Genomic DNA, 21245 nt, shown 5'->3' with positions numbered 1-21245 from the left:
AGATCCATTAAAAATAAAATCGGCTGTCAGAAATGACAGCCGATTTTTACATATAAAATGTCCGCTTTATCAGAATCGATTGAAATTCGATTACGTCCCTTAAAAACTGTAATCGTTTAATTTTCTTCATCTGTAAAATCTGTTTAATCAGTATTAAAAAAGCAGTTCCAAAATCTGAAACTGCTTTTCAATTGATATATTGTTAATCCAGATCAGGCTGCAATTGCTCTTCCTGAATGATTGTCTGACTATCAGTAGCGAAATAATCATCACCCGTATCAGCTAAAACTTTAGTGTCCTGAACAAGTTTACCTTCAGCATTATAAATTTTTAATAAAATCCATTTTCCGTTACGTTCAAGTTCTTTAGCACCGCTGTAAGTTTTTATTTTAATTTTTCCGCTCTGTAGAACACCCGCTTTTACCGAAGATTTGCTTGCTGGCTTCCCTTTTACATATTGTACAATCTGAGCTGTGAAAGAATAATCATCATCTCCATCCTCACTTAAGGGTTGATTATATGTATACAAAATGGCTCCGTTACTGTCATACACAGTGGCATCATAAGCCGTTTGTTTAGCATTTAATTTTTTCTCAATTCTAAGCTTATTCTCTTCATAATATCCTTTAGAATTTACGATCACTCCATCTTTGTATTGCTTTTCGCTAAGCCCTTCGTAAGTAGTACCATTATATGGCAAATCATCTTTATACGTTAATGTTGATTTTAATTTTCCTTCAGGAGAATAGTATTTAATCTCTTGTGTAGAGCCGTCTTTTAAAAAAGTTTCAGTGGAAAGTTTTCCTTCCTCATCAAATATTTTATTCACTGTAGCTTCTCCGTTTTTATAAATATCTACAGTTGAAATATATTCATTATCATAACCAAACTGATAATCTTCACCATCCATCGGTTTATATATATCATTTTCTTTATCATACAGATAAGTTAAATGAGCTATTTTTTTACCGTTCTCATCGTAAGTGGTTTTGTAGCCGTCTTTCTTATTTCTTTTCTGCTCCTGTAGAACTTTACCGTTTTTTCCATAGGTAATGCCTTCTTTTATAGTACCGTCGCTTTTATACTTTTCAAGCTTGGCAATTCTCATTGGGTTATAATAATAATCTACCTGAGTATTTTCACTGCCGGATTCAGAAGTTGAGCTCCCTAAATATTTCCCTTTATCCCCGTAATATTTATTTTCATACTCCCCACTTTTATTTCTGATGGTCTCAGATCTGATTCCCTTGATATCATCATCAAAAATAATCGTTTGCGTAGGGTCTGAGTTCTCATATATCGTAAGAGTGTTGTAGTAATAAGCATTTTCCGGATCTTTATAACTAAAGCTTTTCCCTGAAAAAGTACCATCAGCCTTATAAACCATATCTTCCATTAATCTTCCGGTTGCATCATAAGTTTGAGATACCCCCACTTGTTTACCCTTAGAATAAGTAACAATGCTCATTACCTTTCCTTCAGGAGTGTACCAGGTTACTTTACCGTCAAAAACTTCATTGCTTGGAGTAGTATCAGAAGCAAGACCTTCCATTTGAAGAGTTCCGTTCTTATAAAAATCTTTGATGAGGGTAAGCTTACCTTTTGAGGTTGTTTCACGGTAATATTCCATGTTTTCCTTGGTCGTTTTATCCCAGTTTTCATCAAAATAAGTTCTTTCCTGTGCATATACGTTAATGCTAAGTACTAATGCAAGCAAAGCTGACGTAAATAGTTTTTTCATGTTTTTTATTAATAAGTTTTGATTTTAATTTAAGATTAGTGCGATTGTAAACACCCATTTGAAATATCAGTAATAGATAAGGCAATTGAAGAGACAGTCATTATTCTGTCTGAAATAATTTTTACATGGAAACTGTGTTTAAATCAATTATATCCGAAGATTTAAAACCCCAAATATAAATCAATTTTATGAGATGTATAAAAAAATGAACCGATTTGTTCGCTTTTATCTGTAAAAAACTGATTATAATTACTTTAAATGTTTAAAATTATTCTTTGAAAGAGAACGAAAGCTATGAGATTGTCCCTTCATAGGATATACAATAAAATTTATTAAATTTAGCCAACAGAAAAATCTAATATTTCATGATAGATAAAAGAGTAAAAAATGCAAAGGAAGCCATCGAAGGAATTAAAGATGGAATGACGCTGATGTTGGGCGGATTTGGACTTTGTGGAATCCCTGAAAATTCAATTAATGCTTTGGTAGAAAGTGATGTTAAAGATTTGACATGCATTTCAAACAATGCCGGTGTAGATGATTTCGGGCTAGGATTATTACTTCACAAAAGACAGATTAAAAAGATGATCTCCTCTTATGTAGGAGAAAATGCTGAATTTGAAAGACAAATGCTTTCAGGAGAACTTGATGTAGAGCTTACTCCACAAGGTACTTTAGCAGAAAAATGCAGAGCCGCACAAGCTGGAATCCCTGCATTCTACACCCCTGCAGGGTACGGAACTGAAATAGCAGAAGGAAAAGAAGTGAAAGAATTTCACGGAAAACCTCATATTTTAGAACATGCTTACGAAGCAGATTATTCTATTGTAAAAGCATGGAAAGGTGATCATGCCGGAAACCTTATCTTCAAAGGATCTGCAAGAAACTTTAACCATCCTATGGCGGGTGCAGCAAAAATTACCATTGCTGAAGTAGAAGAATTGGTAGAACCGGGAGAATTGGACCCTAATCAAATTCATATTCCGGGAATTCTGATCCAGAGAATTTTCCAGGGTGAAAAATTTGAAAAAAGAATCGAACAACGTACAACCAGAAAAAAATAAGAAGAATGTTATCAAAAGAAGATATCGCAAAACGTATTTCCAAAGAAGTTAAAGACGGTTATTACGTAAACTTGGGAATAGGAATTCCAACGCTGGTTGCCAACTATGTTCCCGAAAATATTTCCGTAGAATTCCAAAGTGAAAACGGAGTTCTTGGAATGGGACCTTTCCCTTTTGAAGGCGAAGAAGATGCAGACATCATCAATGCCGGAAAACAAACCATCACTATTTTGCCGGGTGGCTCTTTCTTTGATTCTGCTTTCAGCTTCGGGATGATCCGCGGTCAGAAAGTAGACCTTACCATTCTTGGAGCAATGGAAGTTTCTGAAAACGGAGATATTGCCAACTGGAAAATCCCAGGAAAAATGGTAAAAGGAATGGGAGGAGCTATGGACCTTGTTGCTTCCGCTGAAAATATTATCGTTGCTATGATGCACGTAAACAAAGCAGGAGAAAGTAAGATCCTAAAAAAATGTACACTTCCTTTAACAGGAGTAAGCTGTGTAAAAAAAGTAGTAACCGAATTAGCGGTGCTGGAAGTCACTCCAAAAGGATTCAAACTGCTGGAAAGAGCACCGGGAGTTTCGGTAGAAGACATCATTAAAGCTACAGAAGCAGATCTGATCATTGAAGGTGAAATTCCTGAAATGCAGTTCTAAATACAATATAAACCTTGCCCACCGCAAGGTTTTTTTATTTCAATCCCCTAATGCTCATAGGAATAAAAAAGAATTTGAATCAGGAGTATTTCTTTCATTCTGAATGAAGCTTTGCATAATGAAGAATCTCTTTTAAGCCACATTTTCTCTCGCAGATTCTGGAGATTACGCAGATTTTTAATCGCCACAAATGCACGAATTATTTAATTACTTATGCTCTTAAAAACATAAAAACATAGGATTTAAGGATAAAATAAAGCTTTATTTTAATACAGAAAATAATTATTCGCTAAAAAAAATCCGTGCATTCGTGGCAAAATAAAAAAGGCTGCTTCATGTGTGAAACAACCTTTTATATTATTTTGAATTAAGTTCAAATCTATCTGTTAGCATCCTGTGCTCCGAAAACTTTCTGCAATATGCTCGTTGTTCTCATTGCCGGAGTGTTTCTGATTCCGGTTTCCTTATCGGCTACCATTTTAAAAACTCCGTTGATTGTTTCTGTAGTAACATATTCATTAAGATCGGTTGTTACAGATTGTCCGGTGAAAGTATTGTATTTTGAGATCAGATTTTTCCAAACGGCATCAGCACCTACTTTTCCAAGAGAAGCTTTTACTTTTGGCTGAAAAGCTGTAAATAGCTGGCTTTGCGTTTTGCTTTGCAGATAACTGGTGGCAGCATTATTATTACCTAAAAGTATATTTTTAGCATCCGTGATCGTCATGGAAGTGATGGCATTGGTAAAAATAGGAGCCGCTTCCGTTACAGCATCCTCTGCTGCTCTGTTAAGTAATTTTACCCCTTCATCAGCAAGGCTTCCCATACCGATAGAGCGTAGAGTATTGTCTATTTTTCTTAGCTTTTCAGGCATAAGGATTTTTACAGCTTCATTTTTGAAAAAACCGTCTGTTAAAGCTAGTTTTTTCACACCATCCGTTACTCCAATGTTTAAAGCTTCCTTCAATCCTAATGAAATCTGTGTAGAGGTAAGATTTCCAAGATTGGCTGTAGATGGGGTTGAAGTAGGAGTAGTGGAAGGAATTACTGTTGTGGATGTGGAACCTTTGGTAGCTGGCGGAGTAGTAAGGTCAATACCTGTTTTATCTTTTACTGTAGACTTGATCATATCAAGAAGCTGAGCTTGAGTAGATATTGAAAGTAATAATCCTGCTGCTATGAAAATGCTTTTTCTCATTGTATTTTTTTACAAATTTAGATGTTTATCTTTTAAGTGACCTAAGGTTATCAAAAAATAAACCATAAATTTTATGTGTTTGTAGAATACCATTTTAATTATTGTATGTTTTTGATTTATAAATTGTTATAAGCCTTGGTTTTTTTTAATGTTTTTCGAATTATACGATTCTTTTTATGGACAAAGCGTATCATGAAAAAGTTTTGAAAAATAAGTATATTAGCTACCATCTTAATCCAATCTAATGATCCGTGTATTTTTAGCATTATTGCTTATCTTTTCGAATATTATGTATGCTCAGAAAAAGCTTAACTTAATTCCTTATCCTCAAAATATACAAACTCATGACGGAAGTTTTACAGTTCCGGAAGTTTTAAAATTGAGTAATGATTTACTTAAAAAGGAAACAGAATATTTAAAAAAGAGATGTAATACAGTCCTCAGATTCCAGGATACCAAAAAAGCGGACGCTCACTTGGTTTACACTCGTTTACCGGAAAAAACAGGTGAAAACAAAGAGTCTTACATTCTGACTGTAACTCCAAAGCAAATTCAAATACAGTCTTCCACTCAGCAGGGATATTTTCTGGCGCTTCAGACATTGATCCAATTGCTGGAAGAATATAAAACAGGTGGAAAAATTCCGGCGATGAAAATTGAAGATCAGCCGAAATTTGCGTGGCGTGGAATGCATTTAGATGTGTGCCGACACTTTTTCACGGTGGATGAGGTAAAGCAGTATATCGATTATCTAGCTATGTACAAGTTGAATACTTTTCACTGGCATTTAACCGATGATCAGGGTTGGAGAATTGAAATTAAAAAATATCCGAAGCTTACAGAAATCGGTTCAAAACGTAAAGAATCAATGATTGGAGCTTACGTTGATAGTACCTTTGACGGTAAACCTTATGGTCCTTATTTTTATACCCAGGAACAGATCAAAGATGTGGTAAAATATGCTCAGGAAAGACATATTACAGTTGTTCCTGAGATTGAAATGCCAGGACATGCTTTGGCTGCCTTATCTGCGTATCCGGAACTTGCGTGCACAAAAGGACCTTTTGAATCTGCTACAAAATGGGGCGTTTTTGATGATGTTTTCTGTCCTAAAGATGAAACATTTAAGTTCCTTGAAAACGTTTTGGATGAAGTGATACAGTTATTTCCATCACAATATATTCATATCGGAGGAGATGAATGTCCGAAAACAAGATGGAAAGAATGTGAACATTGTCAGGAATTAATCAGGAAAAATAATTTAAAAGATGAACATGGGCTTCAAAGTTATTTCATCCAGAGGATTGAAAAATATATCAACAGCAAAGGAAGAAAAATTATCGGTTGGGACGAGATTCTTGAAGGCGGACTTGCTCCAAATGCTGCGGTAATGAGCTGGACAGGTGTAAATGGAGGAATTGAAGCTGCAAAATCAAAACATTTCGCTGTGATGACACCTGGAGCATTCTGTTATTTTGACCATTATCAGGGAGATCCGCAATCTGAGCCTAATGCTTTCGGTGGATTTACACCATTGGATAAAATATATTCCTACAATCCGATTCCTGAAGAACTGAATGCAGAACAGGCAAAATATATTCTGGGAGTTCAGGCAAATTTATGGACAGAGTATATTCTGGATTTCAAACAGGTTCAATATATGATTTTCCCAAGATTGATGGCACTTTCAGAAGTAGCATGGGGAACTTCGGACTCTAAAAATTATAAAGAATTTGAAGGAAGAGTAATCAATCAGTTCAAAGTTTTGGATAAAATGAACGTAAATTATGCGAAAAGTATTTATAATATTTCAGGAAAAGTAATTCCTGCCAATGGTGGCATTGCTTATGAACTTTCAACTTCGCAAAATTCAAGCGGAATCAGATATACACTGGATGGGAGCGTTCCGACAATCAGTTCCAAAACATATCAGAATCCGGTTGCTATTCCCAATTCTTTAACTGTTCAATCAGCTTATTTTGAAGACGGACAACTGAAAAGTGCTGTTTCTTCACAACCGTTTACAATTTCAAAAACAACAGGGAAAACGATCACTCTTGAGCAGCAGCCGAGCGAAAATTACTCATTCGGAGGAGCTTTTACACTGGTAGACGGAATTATCGGAAACGTAAGACAGCTTGGTAAAACGTGGCTTGGATTTCAGGGAAAAGATGTAGTAGCAACCATCGATTTTGGAACCAAAACACCTTTTACAGAAGTTTATTTTAATACCCTTGAAAACAAAGGAAGCTGGATTCATCTTGCAAAATCTGCTCAGATCTATGTTTCAGATGACAATAAAAACTTTACCAAGATAAGGGAAATAAGTAAAGAAGAAATACAGAAAGCAAAAGGAAAAATCCTTCTTAACGTTGGAAAACAGAACGCAAAATACCTGAAAGTTTTTATTGAGAATGCTGGAATTATTCCAGCCGGAAATCCGGGAGCAGACTCAAAAGCATGGCTGTTTGTTGATGAAATTGGCGTAAATTAGTCCTGTTAATTAAAAAAAATGCAGGAAACGATACTTTCTTCAGAATTTTGCTCTTCACCGGAACTGGTTGAAAAGCTCTATCAATATGGAATTACTAAAAATTATCAGGAGGGAGATATTATTTTAGACGAAAATGCTTCTATACGTTCCATTCCGATTGTCATGAAAGGAATGCTGAAAGTCATAAGAACCGAGGCTGATGGGCGGGAAATTCTCTTATACTATATCAAAGCGGGAGAAAGCTGCATCATGTCTTTTCTGGGCGGAATGCATAATGAAAAAAGTATTGTAAGAGCAGAAATAGAAGAAGATGCTGAAATCCTTTTTCTTCCTGTAGATAAAGTTTCCCTGTTCATTAAGGAACATCCGGAATGGCTGGATTATATTTTCAGACTGTACCACAAAAGATTCGAAGAATTATTGGATATCATTAACGCTATTGCCTTTAAAAAAGTAGATGAAAGACTACTGAACCTTCTTAATAAAAAAGCTGAACTTACCGCTTCCGACACTATTAATACCACCCATGAGCAGCTTGCCAATGAACTGGGGACGGCAAGAGTAGTGGTATCAAGACTTTTAAAACAGCTTGAAGAAGAAGGAAAGCTAAAACTCGGCAGAAATAAAATTACGCTTCTGAAAACAATCACACCATAATATCATAACTCTACAAGTTAATCGATAGTACTCAAATTCCCATACTTTGTAGGGGGGAATAAACTTTTATAAAAAAACAATGAGCCGCTATTTCAAACCTCTTATGTAACAAAAGTAGCTGTAGCTTTTTCTGAGCCTTCCCATTTTTGCAATTAGAATTATTGAATAAAAAAATGGAAATTATAGGATATACAGCATCTGTTTTAATTGGTATTTCTCTGGGATTGATCGGAGGTGGCGGAAGTATTCTTACCGTTCCGGTATTGGTGTATCTCTTTGGGATGGATGTCTTTCTTGCAATAGAATATTCACTATTTATTGTAGGCGTAAGCAGTACGGTAGGATCAGTATCTTACTTTAAAAATGGATGGGTTAATTTCAAAATAGCATTGATCTTTGGTGTGCCCTCGATTATTTCTATCTTTTTAACAAGAACCTATCTGCTGCCATTAATCCCCGACGAACTGCTTACTGTAAAAGGTATTACAATCACTAAAAACATTTTTTTACTATTGGTATTTGCCATCTTAATGATCTTTGCTTCTTATAAAATGATCAGAAGCAATACATCAAAGGGCATTTCAGAAAAGAACTCAAACCAAAGTAATATTGCATTAGCTGTGGGACAAGGAACAATTGTTGGAATTTTAACAGGGCTGGTAGGTGCCGGAGGGGGATTTATGATTATTCCTGCGTTGGTCAATCTATTGAAATTGCCGATGAAAACAGCAATAGGAACATCATTGGTCATTATTGCTTTAAATTCTTTAATTGGGTTTTCATCATCTATGACTAATGTGAATATAGAATGGACAATGCTCCTTTCCGTTGCGGCAATTGCTATCGCCGGAATTATTATCGGATCACATTTATCAAAAAAAATTGACGGCAAAAAACTGAAACCTGCCTTTGGATGGTTTGTTCTGATAATGGGAATTTACATTATCACCCGGGAAATATTTCTGTAAGGAAAATCTGTGTTGTTGATCTTCTGTGAACTTTTCACAAAAATATCAGTTTCAAAATACTGCTATGTAACAAAAGTAACTGTAGAGAAAAAAAGCAAACCGGAGATTTGTATCAGCAAACAAAATCAAAAAATAGATACAATGAAAATAGAACAGATTTATACAGGATGTCTGGCTCAGGGAGCATACTATATCACTTCAGGTGGTGAAGCAGCAATCATTGATCCCTTAAGAGAAACAAAGCCTTATATTGAAAGACTGGAAAAAGATGGAGCCTCATTAAAATACATTTTTGAAACTCACTTTCATGCAGACTTCGTCAGCGGACACATGGATTTAAGCAAAAAAACGAAAGCGCCAATTGTATACGGTCCTACAGCAAATCCGGAATTTGAAGCCATTATTGCAAAAGATAATCAGATATTCAGGATAGGAAATATTCAGATTAAAGTTCTTCATACCCCGGGGCACACATTGGAAAGCTCGTCTTACCTTTTGATTGACGAAAATGGAACTGAAACCGCATTGTTCAGTGGAGATACTTTGTTTCTTGGAGATGTAGGACGTCCGGATCTGGCTCAGAAAGCAGCAGATATGACACAGGAAGAGCTTGCCGGATTATTATATGACAGTTTATATCATAAAATTTTACCTTTAAATGATGAAATTACAGTATATCCCGCTCATGGTGCCGGCTCAGCATGTGGCAAAAATATGCAGAAAGAAACCGTTGATACCCTTGGAAACCAGAAGAAAACCAATTATGCTTTAAATCAAAAAGATAAAGAAAGTTTCATTAAAGAAGTCACAGACGGACTTTTGCCTCCGCCGGCTTATTTCGGGATGAATGTAATGATGAATAAAAATGGATATCATAGCTTTGATGAGGTACTTTCAAACGGAATGCAGGCTCTGGTTCCGGAACAATTTGAGGAAATAGCGGAAGCTTCGGGAGCTTTGATCTTAGATGTAAGAAACAATGCCGGTTTTGCTAAAGGCTTTATTCCGCAATCTGTTAATATTGGTTTAAATGGTGATTTTGCTCCCTGGGTAGGCGCTCTTATTGCAGAAGTAAATCAGCCCATTCTTCTGGTGACTGAACCCGGTGATGAAGAAGAAGCCGTGACCAGATTAAGCAGAGTAGGGTTTGATCATGTTTTAGGATTTTTAAAAGGAGGTTTTAATGCATGGAAGAACAGTGGTAAAGAAGTAGATGCTGTTAACCGTATTTCTGCTGAACAATTTGAGAACGAAATAAAAGATAAAGACCCTAAAATTATAGATGTAAGAAAAGAAAGCGAGTATGCCGCAGAACATGTAAACGGTGCTTACAGTAAGCCTTTAGCTTATATTAATGAATGGATTCATTCCTTACAGCCCGAAGAACATTTTTATCTTCATTGTGCCGGAGGTTACCGAAGCATGATGGCAGCCGCAATTCTTCAGGCACGAGGATACAGAAATTTTACAGAAATTGAAGGAGGGTTTAAAGCTATTGCTTTTACAGCTATTCCGAAAAGTGACTTTGTATGTCAGACTAAAATTTTAAATAATTAAAAAATAAATATATGTTAGAAATGATAAAAGAACCCTGGGCATGGTATATTGCGGGTCCGTTGATTGGGCTTACTGTGCCAGCCTTATTAATTTTAGGAAATAAACACTTTGGAATCAGTTCCTCATTAAGACATATGTGCGCTGCATGTGTTCCCGCTAATATTAATTTCTTTAAATACGATTGGAAAAAAGAATCCTGGAATCTGTTCTTTGTACTCGGAATTTTCTTCGGAGGAATGATCACCGCTAATTTTATGCTTAATCCATCCGAAATTACAGTAAATCCAACCCTTAAAGCAGAACTGGCAGGTTATGGAATTACAGATTATACCAACCTTGTTCCCACCCAGCTTATGAATTTTGAAAGTTTATTTACACTCAGAGGGTTCATCATGATGGTGGTAGGTGGATTTTTGGTAGGATTCGGAACACGATATGCCGGTGGATGTACCAGCGGACATGCCATCATGGGACTTTCCAATCTGCAGTTACCATCTTTAATAGCTACCATCTGTTTTTTGATCGGAGGATTTGTAATGGCAAACTTTATTCTGCCTATTATTCTTTCGCTATAATCTAATTTTAAAATCAAACTAAATGATAAAAGAACAAAACCATTGTGAATATACCGTTTATAATGAAGAAAATACAAACCAGAAATGGTATAACAATCTGAAATATCTTGCCGCAGGAATTATATTTGGAATTATTTTCGTGAAAGCAGAAGTCATCAGCTGGTTCAGAATACAGGAAATGTTTCGCTTTCAGTCTTTCCATATGTACGGAATCATCGGAAGTGCGGTGCTTGTGGGAGCAGCTTCAGTATGGCTGATCAAGAAGTTCAATATAAAAACAATTTCCGGTGATCCCATTACATTTGCTCCTAAAAAATTCAATAAAGGACAGATTTATGGCGGATTGATATTCGGTTTTGGTTGGGCGATTACCGGAGCCTGTCCCGGTCCTCTTTTTGCTCAGATCGGAACCGGAGCCTTAGCGGTGTCTGTTACACTTCTGAGTGCCCTTGCCGGAACTTGGATGTATGGATATTTCAGGGATCAATTACCGCATTGATCCAAGCAGATAATAGTAAACATATATTAATTTAACAGGCTTGAGGATTTCATGGAAGTTTTTTTTAGATTTGTTGAGTATTATAATTTTGAGATACAATGAACAATAACCGAAGAAGTTTTATCAAAAAATTGGGAATAGCAACAGCCGCACTTGCTGTAAATCCGTTAGAAATAATGGCAAATGATCTTTCCCAAAATAATCTTAATCATAAAGTTACCAATAAGCCTATCGTTCTTTCAACCTGGAATTTCGGATTAAAAGCTAATGAAGAAGCCTGGACCATCCTTGGAAAGGGAGGAAAAGCACTGGATGCCGTGGAAAAAGGAGTTCGTCTCGTAGAGCTGGATCCAAAAGAAAGAAGTGTAGGTTATGGAGGTAGACCGGACAGGGACGGAAGGGTAACGCTGGATGCCTGCATTATGGATGATAATTACAATATCGGTTCAGTAGCGTGTCTGGAACATATAAAAAATCCGATCTCTGTGGCAAGAGCAGTTATGGAAAAAACACCTCACGTAATGTTGGTAGGAGACGGAGCGCTGCAATTTGCCCTTTCACAAGGCTTTAAAAAAGAAAATCTTCTCACCCCTGAATCAGAAAAAGAATGGAAAGAATGGCTGAAAACCAGTCAATATAAACCTATTGCCAATATTGAAAACCATGATACCATTGGAATGATTGCTTTAGACGCTCAGGGTAATCTTTCCGGAGCATGCACAACCAGCGGAATGGCTTTTAAAATGCATGGCAGAGTAGGTGATTCTCCAATTATCGGCGCAGGGCTGTTTGTAGATAATGAAGTGGGAGCGGCAACGGCAACCGGACATGGTGAAGAAGTCATAAGAACTGTAGGAACGCATCTTGTTGTGGAACTGATGAGACAGGGAAGAAATCCTCAGGAAGCCTGTAAAGAAGCGGTGGAAAGGATTGTAAAGATCAACCAGAGAAGAAACAAAAATCTGAAAGATATACAGGTAGGTTTTATTGCTATTAATAAAAAAGGAGAATATGGCTCTTACTGTATTCAGGATGGATTTAACTTTGCGGTATACGATCAGAAAGGAAACCGTCTCGAAACACCTGAATTTGCAATAAAATAACATACAGATTTTTATCGTCAGGAGTTCACAGATAATTTTACTGTTCATTAAAACCTATATGGTTAAAAATAATTTCACCACATAGAATGAAAACGTAGAATTTAATCTTTGAATTCTTGGTAAAAAATAAGAAATATTTAATACAAAATATGAAAAGAACGATTATCGCTTCCCTGTTTGTAATAATAGGATGTAAAGAAGAGAAAAAAGATGCCGGAGTACAACCTGAACCCCAACAGACAGAAAAAATAGCACAGGAAATAAAACCTGAGGTTAATGAATCCGAAGAAGCGAAAAAATGGCTGGAAAAGAGCATAGAAGACTACTTTAATTCAGATCTTTCCAAATTGGATAAGAATATGCAGAAAATGACAACCAACGACTATTACGACTACAAAGGTGATGCTATGAATGTTGATATGGATGTGGATGGAAGTCTTACCGAGAAAGAATTTAATGATAAATGGAAAGGGAAATTTGATACTAAAAAAGCAGGGGTTGGCGTTGGATTCCTAATTTCAGGTCAGGATTGGGATAAAATAGAAACTACAAAATGTCAGCTGATTTCTGAAAATGAAAACAGTTATCTGTTTGATGTTGTTCTTACCGATAAATCAATGAAAGAAGTATATCCTATTAAAATAAAGGTGATCAAAGAAAATGGTTCATTTTTAATTGCAGATGTATTACAGGATGTTCCTGAATTTAATTAAAATATAAGGTTACATGTCAAAAATAGAAATAGCATGCTTTAATCCCGAATCAGCATTGATAGCTTTTGAAAATGGAGCTGACAGAATAGAACTGTGTGCCGGGCTAAGCGAAGGAGGAACAACTCCCGATTTTGAAACTACAAAAGAGCTTAGAGAAAAAATAAATATTCCAATTTATGTGATGATCCGCCCAAGAGGTGGAGACTTTACTTACTCGGATGCTGAATTTGAACAGATGAAAACGGATTTAGCAGCACTAAAGACATTAAATGTTGACGGTTTTGTATTCGGCATTCTTGATGAAAATGATAAGGTGAATGTAGAGCAAAATAAAGCTTTAGTAAATCTTGCCTTGCCACTTTCTTGCACTTTTCATCGCGCATTCGACAGGGCAGCAGATCTGGAAGACTCTCTGGAAAAAGTGATTGAGTGTGGTTTTACAACCATTCTTACTTCCGGACAGAAACCGAATGTCTCTGAAGGAAAAGAAAACCTACAAAAACTGGTTCATCTTTCTGACGGAAGAATCGAAATTCTAGTAGGCGGAGGGCTTCGTTCTTCGAATATTGAAGAAATAAGAAGCTTTACAAAAGCCGGATATTTTCATTCTTCAGCTATTACAGATGGTAGTGCTTTTGCCAATCCTGATGAGGTAGTTGCTTTGAAGGATAAATAATATTAGAATTATTTTAAACGCAAAGTTTTTATTTTCTAAATGTAGTATTTAAGCAAGCAAAGTAACGCGGCGAAGCCGCTGATTAAGCGATAGTATAAAGTACGCTTCATCAAAATCAATTTTGGATCGATTACCTCTTAGCTCCCTTAAAATAAGAAACAATGAGATAAAAAACTTTACGTTTAAATAAAAAGTAATCGCATTTAATTAATAAAAAACGCAAAGTTTTTATTTTTTTAATGTAGTATTTAAGTAAGCAAAGTAATGCGGCAAAGCCGCTGATTAAGCGATAGTATAAAGTACGCTTCATCAAAATCGATTTTAGATCGATTATGTCTTAGCTCCCTTAAAATAAGAAACAATGAGATAAAAGCTTTGCGTTTAAATAAGAACTAATCGCATTGAATTAATAAAAATACGCAATTTTTTATTTTCTAAATGTAGTATTTAAGTAAGCAAAGTAATGCGGCAAAGCCGCTGATTAAGCGATAGTATAAAGTACGCTTCATCAAAATCGATTTTAGATCGATTATGTCTTAGCTCCCTTAAAATAAGAAACAATGAGATAAAAGCTTTGCGTTTAAATAAGAACTAATCGCATTGAATTAATAAAAATACGCAATTTTTTATTTTCTAAATGTAGTATTTAAGCAAGCAAAGTAACGCAGCGAAGTCGCTGATTAAGCGATAGTATAAAGTACGCTTCATCAAAATCGATATTGATCGATTATGTCTTAGCTCCCTTAAAATAAGAAACAATGAGATAAAAAACTTTGCGTTTAAATAAAACTAATCGCATTTAATAAAAAACGCAAAGGTTTTTATTTTCTAAATATAATATTTAAGCAAGCAAAGTAATGCGGCAAAGCCGCTGATTAAGCGATAGTATAAAGTACGCTTCATCAAAATCGATATTGATCGATTACGTCTTAGCTCCCTTAAAATAAGAAACAATGAGATAAAACCTTTGCGTTTAAATAAAAACTAATCAAAATGAATTAATAAAAAAACTAGAAGAATAATAGAAATCGTAAAGACAACTAGTATTTAAAATAAAAATAAAACACACAAATGACAGAAAATGAATTATCCTACAAAATAATAGGATCTGCTTTGGAAGTACATAAAAACTTAGGAGTAGGATTATTGGAACATACTTATGAAACTGCCTTAGTTTATGAAATGAGAATGCAGGGGCTTGAAGTAAAGCAACAGGTATCTTTACCTCTAAAGTATAAGAATATCTCAATAGAAAATGCATATAAAGTTGATCTTATTGTAGAAAATAAAGTAATTGTTGAAGTAAAATCTGTATTAGAATTACACCCTGTATTTCATGCACAATTACTGACTTATTTAAAACAAAGCAATATAAAGCTAGGGCTTTTGATTAACTTCAATAGCGAACTTATTAAATACGGAATCCATAGAATTGTAAATAAACTTATTGATGAATAAAACTTTCCTTTTTTGCTTCCTTTTTCTTCAGGGTATACTCTCTGCACAATTTTTAGAAAGAAGCTTATCTCCGTCCAATTGGCAGTTTAAAAACTCAAAAGATCAAAACTGGCTGCCGGCAAAAGTTCCTGGGACCGTTCATCTTGATCTGATGACCAATAAACTTATCCCTGATCCTTTTAAGGATGAAAATGAGAAAAAAGTACAATGGGTAGAAAATGAAGATTGGGATTATCAAACCACTTTTGAGATCTCCTCAAGAGAATTTGCCTATAATAATATTGACCTTGTCTTTAATGGATTAGATACATTTTCAGAAATTTATCTTAATGGCAAACTGTTGAAGAAGACAGATAATATGTTCAGAAAATGGGAGATTCCTGCGAAAGAATATATAAAACTGGGAAGTAATCTGTTGCAGGTTAAGTTTAAATCTGCTGTTAATACAGGAAAAGAGCTGGCAAAGAAAGTACCGTTTACCATGCCGGAATCACCGAGAAGCTTTGTAAGAAAAGCACAGTATCAGTTTGGCTGGGATTGGGGTCCGAGATTGGTAACAGCAGGAATCTGGAAAGATGTAAAAATTGAGTTTTGGCAAAAAGCAAAAATTAATACTATTCAGGTTCAGCAGAAATCATTGACAGATACTTTAGCTGAGGTTTCTTTTAATATGAATGTTTATGCTGAAGAAGAAGGAGAATATTACAGCTGGTTTAATTTTAACAGAGGACAACGTCGTTTTCACCTTAAAAAGGGGATGAATACCATTCAGTTACCTTACGAAATTAAAAATCCAAAGATATGGCAGCCTAATGGAAGAGGAAAACCGGATCAGTACACAACCAGAATTACGCTATATACCAAACATGGGATGGTTATTCGCGATACAAGTGTTTCCTATGGCTTAAAAAATGTTGAGCTTATTCAAGAAAAAGATGAGAAAGGGAAATCTTTTTATTTTAAGGTCAACGGAAACCCTTTATATATCAAAGGAACAAACTGGATTCCGGCGGACAGCTTTTCTCCAAGAATTACCAAGGAAAAATACCAGAAACTGATTAAAGCAGCAAAAGATGCTAATATGAACATGATCAGAATCTGGGGCGGTGGCATCTATGAAGACGAAGAATTCTATAAAGCTTGTGATGAAAACGGAATTCTGGTGTGGCAGGATTTTATGTTTGCAGGAAGTTTTTACCCCGCTGATAATGACTTTTTGAATAACGTAAAAGAAGAAGTAAAAGATCAGGTCAATAGGCTTCAGAACCATCCTTCCATAGCTTTATGGTGTGGAAACAATGAAATAGACGAAGCTATTGTTAATTGGGGATATCAGAAACAGTTTAAATATTCAAAAGAAGATTCCTTACAAGTCTGGAGAGACTATAAAAAGCTTTTTCATGAAGTAATTCCTGAAACATTAAAAGAAAACCTGGCACCGGAAAAAAATATTTATTGGGAAAGTTCACCGTCAATAGGATGGGGACACAAAGAAAGCCTTACAGAAGGAGATTCTCATTATTGGGGAGTTTGGTGGGGAGAACAGCCTTTTGAGATTTATGACGAAAAAGTAGGACGTTTCATGTCTGAATACGGTTTTCAGGGGATGCCAACTTTAGCCACTACAAAATCAATGTTTTCAGGAGTTTCAGATTTGGATTTGCAAAATCCAACGATCAAAGCACATGAAAAGCATGCCAGAGGTTGGGATATTATCAATGAATATATGAAACGTGATTATCCGATTCCTACAGGCTTTGTGAAATACAATTACATTTCCCAATTGTTACAGGCAAGAGGAATGCAGATCGCGATTGAAGCCCACCGCCGCGCGAAACCTTATAATATGGGAACCTTATACTGGCAGCTTAATGATTGCTGGCCCGTAGTTTCATGGTCTTCTATTGATTATCTTGGAAATTGGAAGGCGTTTCACTATCAGGCAAAAAGAAGTTTTGAACCTGTACTGGTTTCCGTTGCTGAGACAGATAAAGCTTATGATATTTACTTCATAAGTGATTTGCTGAAAGAAATAAATGCAGATACAAAATTTGAACTTATTGATTTTGATGGAAAACAACTCTGGAAATCAAATAGTACTCAATTGATTAAAGCCGATGTAAGTGATAAGATTTTCAGTATTAAAAAAACAGATTTACCAAAGGTTGATTTTTCTAAAACCGTATTAAAAATCACTTCTGACTATGGCGGAGAAAGAGTAGATAAACTTTTCTTTTTAGTAAAGCCTAAGGACTTACAACTACAAAAGCCCAATATCATAATAAAAAAAATATCACCGACTGAAATTGAAATATCAACTGATGTTTTAGCAAAAGATGTTTATCTGATGGGAGATGCGCATTTCAGTGATAACTTTTTTGATCTGTTGCCAAAAACCTCAAAGAAAATTACATTTTCTAAAGCCCTGGAAAAAGTTGAAGTGATGAGCTTATTTGATACATTGAAAAATTAGAGCTTATACATAATATGAGTTGAATTACCAAAAATTGACAACTTTGTTATATTGTCTTTAAATCAAACCTTATAGGTTTCCAAAACCTAGTTTTTTTTGCAAACAGAAACAATAGTAAAAAAGCTGCCCCTAAAGGCAGCTTTCGTCAATAGTATAGAAAATTTAAACAGTATTTAATACAATTTCTTAGTTCTCAATCAGCCAGTTTTCTACGGCTTTTGAGAAATCTGCAATATCAATAGGGTGTCTGCTGGTAACAAGATTACCATCTACTACAACAGGTACATCAGATACAATTCCACCAGCGTTTTTTAGATCGATCTGAATATTCCAGTATCCGGTTAATTTTTTACCTTTAATGATCTCTGCATTGATTAATACTACTGTAGCATGACAAATCGCCGCAACCAGTTTTCCTGTTGCACTGAAATCTTTCACAAACTGTACTACTTCAGGATCATGACGCAGGTTATCCGGATTCCATGCTCCACCAGGGATGAAGATTGCATCATAATCATCTGCACTGATCTTATCTACCGTATGATCTACTTTAATCCAGCCCACAGGCAATAAATATTGTATTGCCATAATATGAGTTTTCGACATCTCTTCAGGCATGCTCAGTCCAAAATTAGCAGGCACAGGTTTGTATTTAGGAGCTACGATATCTACCTGAGCGCCCAATTCACGGAAATACCAAGCCGGACCTGTTAATTCAATTTCTTCAAAACCATCTGATGAAATGATGGCAATTCTTTTTCCTGCCAGAGTCTTTTCAGTAACAGGAGTAAAGAAGAAATCTTTCACTTTTTCGTTGCCGGGTGCATTCAGGAACTGAGCCAAAGGAAAACTTCCCACAGCAGTTTGTGATGACAGCTTACTTAATATTTCTAATTGATTCACACCAGTTTTTGCTGTTGCTCCGTTTTGAGCATTTGTATTTGTTTCCATTTTTAATAATGTAAAATGTTAATTTGATTATTTTTGATAAACCTCCCAGTCAAGGTAACCCTTCATCGTTAATCCGTAGTGAAGTTCTCTTTTAGGAGGAGTTAAAGGAAAGTCGTTTTCAAGACGGCTTACAAGATCCGGATTCGAAATAAATGCTTCCCCAAAGGCTGCAATATCAATAATTCCTTCATTGATCAGTTTTTCAGATCTTTCCTTATCCATCCCGCCGGCAAGAATGATAATTCCGTCATACCAGGTACGAAAACGTTTCATGAAATCCTCAGGCAAAGCAAAACTTCCTCTCGATTTCTGATCCATAATGTGGATATAAACGATTTTTCTTTTAGAAAGTTCTTTAGCCAGATATTCATAAGTAGCTTCAATCTCGTCATAATGAGGCATTTCATACAGACCACCATAAGGAGTTAATCGGATTGCTACTTTATCGGCTCCGATTGCTGCAATTACAGAATCTACGATTTCCAATAAAAAACGGGAACGGTTTTCCATGCTTCCTCCATATTCATCAGTTCTGTTATTCACAAAAGGATTAAGAAACTGTTCAATAAGATAGCCATTTGCCCCATGAAGCTCTATGCCGTCAAAACCTGCCTTTATTGCATTTTCAGCAGCAAGGGTAAAGTCCCGGATCACCTGTTTTACTTCATCGGTTTCAAGAGCTCTTGGTTTTGAGTTGATTACAAAACCTTCCTTTCCGTTTTCATCATAACCCCATGCATGCGTTTCTCCTGCCTGAATATCAGAGGAAGACACCGGAGCCTGTCCGTCAGGTTGATTGGTAACGTGGGAAACACGTCCTACGTGCCATAATTGAGTGAATATTTTACTTCCTTTTTTGTGAACAGCATCCGTTACCAGTTTCCAGCCTTCAGTCTGCTCAGGCGTATATAACCCTGGAATATGCAGTACACCTTTTGAAGTTGGAGAAATAGCTGTTCCCTCAGTAATGATCAGCCCTGTATCTGCACGTTGGGCATAATATTCAGCATTGAAATCCTTTGGAATTCCATCCTCGTTTCTTGCTCTGGTCATTGGAGCCATTGCAATTCTGTTTTTAAGTTGTAAAGAACCTAATATTGCTTCTTTAAAAATATTAATATTCATAACTGTTCATTTTAAGTATTAATAATATGATTGATGATTGTAAATATATAACTTTAGAAATTATAATAATTAACTTAACTGTATTTGTTATTTTTTCGTTAAATACTTTGTTTATAATTGATGGTACAAATTTCTATCATATTTAGTTATTATAAAAATTATATAAATAATATTTAACTATAATAAAAATAATATGTTTTGTTTAATGTTAGGTATGAAATTTCATTTGCTCTATTTTTTGTGAAGCAGGTTTTCATTTTCGATAGAATTCGTATGATGAATGAAGCGGAAGGTCAAAAAAAGACATTTTTCCATTCTTACCTCAAAAATCAGCCGTAACTTTGCGCTACATTATTTCTTTACAGTTATGGTAAATTTTGTTCTGATTGCAGTGTGCATTATTGCAGGAATGATATTCAAAGCAACAAAATCTATCCACCCGGATGCCCACAAGGGTATTAATACCTGGATTCTTTATCTTGCTCTGCCGGCAGTTTCATTTAAATATCTGCCAAAAGTACAATGGACAACGGAAATGCTTTTCCCGATTGCCGCAACATTTCTGGTCTCTGTATTCTGCTTCATTTATATGATGTTTTACAGTAAAAATCGTGGCTATTCAAGGCGGTCAAGAAGTACTTTGGAATTGGCAAGCGGTTACAGTAATACCTCTTTCATAGGATTTCCGCTGATTAGTGCTTTTTATGGAGAAGGGTTGCTAAGTATTGCCATTATCTGTGATCAGACCATGTTCTTTGCCCTTTCAACATTAGGAATTATCGCAGCTGTAAAAGGAGGAAGTAAGTCAGGAAAAGTAAGTGCAGTATTCATTTTAAAACGTCTTATCACATTTCCACCATTGATAGGCTGTATTTCAGCTTTAGTATTATCACAATTCATCGATTTTACCGCCGCAGAACCATTTTTTGATAAATTGGCTGCTACGGTGAGTCCTTTAGCTTTGTTCTCAGTAGGGTTACAATTAAAATTTAATGGCTGGAAGAAATTGATTCCTCAGATGTCTGCTTCCATGCTTTATAAACTGATTCTTGCGCCGGCAATTGTTTTAGGAATGGCTTTATTATTGGGAATCAAAGGAGATGTTGCAAAAATCACTGTATTTGAAGCCGCCATGCCAACACTGGTTACTTCAAGCATTATTGCAGAACAATTCAGGCTCAATACAAAACTGACCAATCTTATCATCGGAGTCAGTATCATTGTAGGATTTTTTACATCGGCAATGTGGTATGAGATCACAGAATTCTTCTTTTAAATTTTCGGTTTAGTGAGTATTGAAATACTTCAAAAGTTGCAGTTCTCTCAGGAAAAAT

At 35.6% G+C, this 21245-nt stretch carries 18 protein-coding genes; 14 read left to right on the top strand and 4 right to left on the bottom strand.

The genetic code is table 11. The features are described from left to right. Positions 1–202: 202 nt before the first annotated feature. Positions 203–1741 (bottom strand): toxin-antitoxin system YwqK family antitoxin, encoded by a 1539-nt coding sequence (locus AC5YGG_RS03600; RefSeq protein ID WP_496143073.1) that lies wholly within the window; start codon positions 1739–1741, stop codon positions 203–205. A gap of 365 nt (positions 1742–2106) precedes the next feature. On the opposite strand from AC5YGG_RS03600, the gene AC5YGG_RS03595 reads away from it, so the two are divergent. Together AC5YGG_RS03595 and AC5YGG_RS03590 are read left to right on the top strand one after the other, a co-directional pair. Then, positions 2107–2805 carry a CoA transferase subunit A gene (locus tag AC5YGG_RS03595; RefSeq protein WP_496143072.1) on the top strand — a complete coding sequence of 233 codons (699 nt, stop codon included), beginning with the start codon at positions 2107–2109 and terminating at the stop codon, positions 2803–2805. 5 nt (positions 2806–2810) lie between these two features. Beyond that, a complete protein-coding gene (locus AC5YGG_RS03590) occupies positions 2811–3464 on the top strand; it encodes a CoA transferase subunit B (RefSeq protein ID WP_496143071.1) in 654 nt (217 codons plus the stop codon). Positions 3465–3843: 379 nt separating this feature from the next. Here AC5YGG_RS03590 and AC5YGG_RS03585 read toward each other — a convergent pair whose 3' ends face one another. Next, positions 3844–4662: a DUF4197 domain-containing protein gene (locus tag AC5YGG_RS03585; RefSeq protein WP_496143070.1), complete on the bottom strand. Its 819-nt coding sequence runs from the start codon at positions 4660–4662 to the stop codon at positions 3844–3846. 244 nt (positions 4663–4906) lie between these two features. Here AC5YGG_RS03585 and AC5YGG_RS03580 point away from each other — a divergent pair, with 244 nt between their 5' ends. From AC5YGG_RS03580 to AC5YGG_RS03530, 11 genes are all read left to right on the top strand, one after another. Continuing rightward, positions 4907–7156 carry a glycoside hydrolase family 20 protein gene (locus tag AC5YGG_RS03580; protein WP_496143069.1) on the top strand — a complete coding sequence of 750 codons (2250 nt, stop codon included), beginning with the start codon at positions 4907–4909 and terminating at the stop codon, positions 7154–7156. An 18-nt stretch (positions 7157–7174) separates the two neighbouring features. After that, positions 7175–7813 (top strand): Crp/Fnr family transcriptional regulator, encoded by a 639-nt coding sequence (locus tag AC5YGG_RS03575; protein WP_496143068.1) that lies wholly within the window; start codon positions 7175–7177, stop codon positions 7811–7813. Positions 7814–7986: 173 nt separating this feature from the next. Further along, positions 7987–8781: a sulfite exporter TauE/SafE family protein gene (locus tag AC5YGG_RS03570; protein ID WP_496143067.1), complete on the top strand. Its 795-nt coding sequence runs from the start codon at positions 7987–7989 to the stop codon at positions 8779–8781. 141 nt (positions 8782–8922) lie between these two features. Next, complete coding sequence (locus tag AC5YGG_RS03565; protein WP_496143065.1) at positions 8923–10338, top strand: MBL fold metallo-hydrolase; 1416 nt, start codon at positions 8923–8925, stop codon at positions 10336–10338. An 11-nt stretch (positions 10339–10349) separates the two neighbouring features. After that, positions 10350–10913 carry a YeeE/YedE family protein gene (locus AC5YGG_RS03560; RefSeq protein WP_496143064.1) on the top strand — a complete coding sequence of 188 codons (564 nt, stop codon included), beginning with the start codon at positions 10350–10352 and terminating at the stop codon, positions 10911–10913. A 22-nt stretch (positions 10914–10935) separates the two neighbouring features. Further along, positions 10936–11412 carry a YeeE/YedE family protein gene (locus AC5YGG_RS03555; protein WP_496143063.1) on the top strand — a complete coding sequence of 159 codons (477 nt, stop codon included), beginning with the start codon at positions 10936–10938 and terminating at the stop codon, positions 11410–11412. Between the two features lie 98 nt (positions 11413–11510). Beyond that, a complete protein-coding gene (locus AC5YGG_RS03550; protein WP_496143062.1) occupies positions 11511–12515 on the top strand; it encodes an isoaspartyl peptidase/L-asparaginase family protein in 1005 nt (334 codons plus the stop codon). A gap of 149 nt (positions 12516–12664) precedes the next feature. Beyond that, complete coding sequence (locus tag AC5YGG_RS03545; RefSeq protein ID WP_496143060.1) at positions 12665–13228, top strand: hypothetical protein; 564 nt, start codon at positions 12665–12667, stop codon at positions 13226–13228. A gap of 13 nt (positions 13229–13241) precedes the next feature. Further along, on the top strand, positions 13242–13904 hold the full coding sequence (locus AC5YGG_RS03540) for a copper homeostasis protein CutC (protein ID WP_496143058.1): 663 nt from the start codon (positions 13242–13244) through the stop codon (positions 13902–13904). A 1071-nt stretch (positions 13905–14975) separates the two neighbouring features. After that, positions 14976–15362: a GxxExxY protein gene (locus AC5YGG_RS03535; RefSeq protein ID WP_496143057.1), complete on the top strand. Its 387-nt coding sequence runs from the start codon at positions 14976–14978 to the stop codon at positions 15360–15362. Beyond that, a complete protein-coding gene (locus AC5YGG_RS03530) occupies positions 15355–17835 on the top strand; it encodes a beta-mannosidase (protein WP_496143056.1) in 2481 nt (826 codons plus the stop codon). Before AC5YGG_RS03535 ends, AC5YGG_RS03530 begins: the two co-directional genes overlap by 8 nt. 186 nt (positions 17836–18021) lie before the next feature. Here AC5YGG_RS03530 and AC5YGG_RS03525 read toward each other — a convergent pair whose 3' ends face one another. Then, complete coding sequence (locus AC5YGG_RS03525) at positions 18022–18786, bottom strand: DJ-1/PfpI/YhbO family deglycase/protease (RefSeq protein ID WP_496143055.1); 765 nt, start codon at positions 18784–18786, stop codon at positions 18022–18024. Positions 18787–18813: 27 nt separating this feature from the next. Then, on the bottom strand, positions 18814–19911 hold the full coding sequence (locus tag AC5YGG_RS03520) for an alkene reductase (RefSeq protein ID WP_496143054.1): 1098 nt from the start codon (positions 19909–19911) through the stop codon (positions 18814–18816). A gap of 367 nt (positions 19912–20278) precedes the next feature. Between AC5YGG_RS03520 and AC5YGG_RS03515 the strand changes: the two genes are divergently transcribed. After that, complete coding sequence (locus tag AC5YGG_RS03515) at positions 20279–21187, top strand: AEC family transporter (RefSeq protein WP_496143053.1); 909 nt, start codon at positions 20279–20281, stop codon at positions 21185–21187. Positions 21188–21245: the final 58 nt, after the last annotated feature.

Source organism: Chryseobacterium sp. CS2K3 (assembly GCF_059515185.1).
Note: the sequence above shows the minus strand (reverse complement) of the source record. Positions and strands in the feature narration are given on the sequence as shown.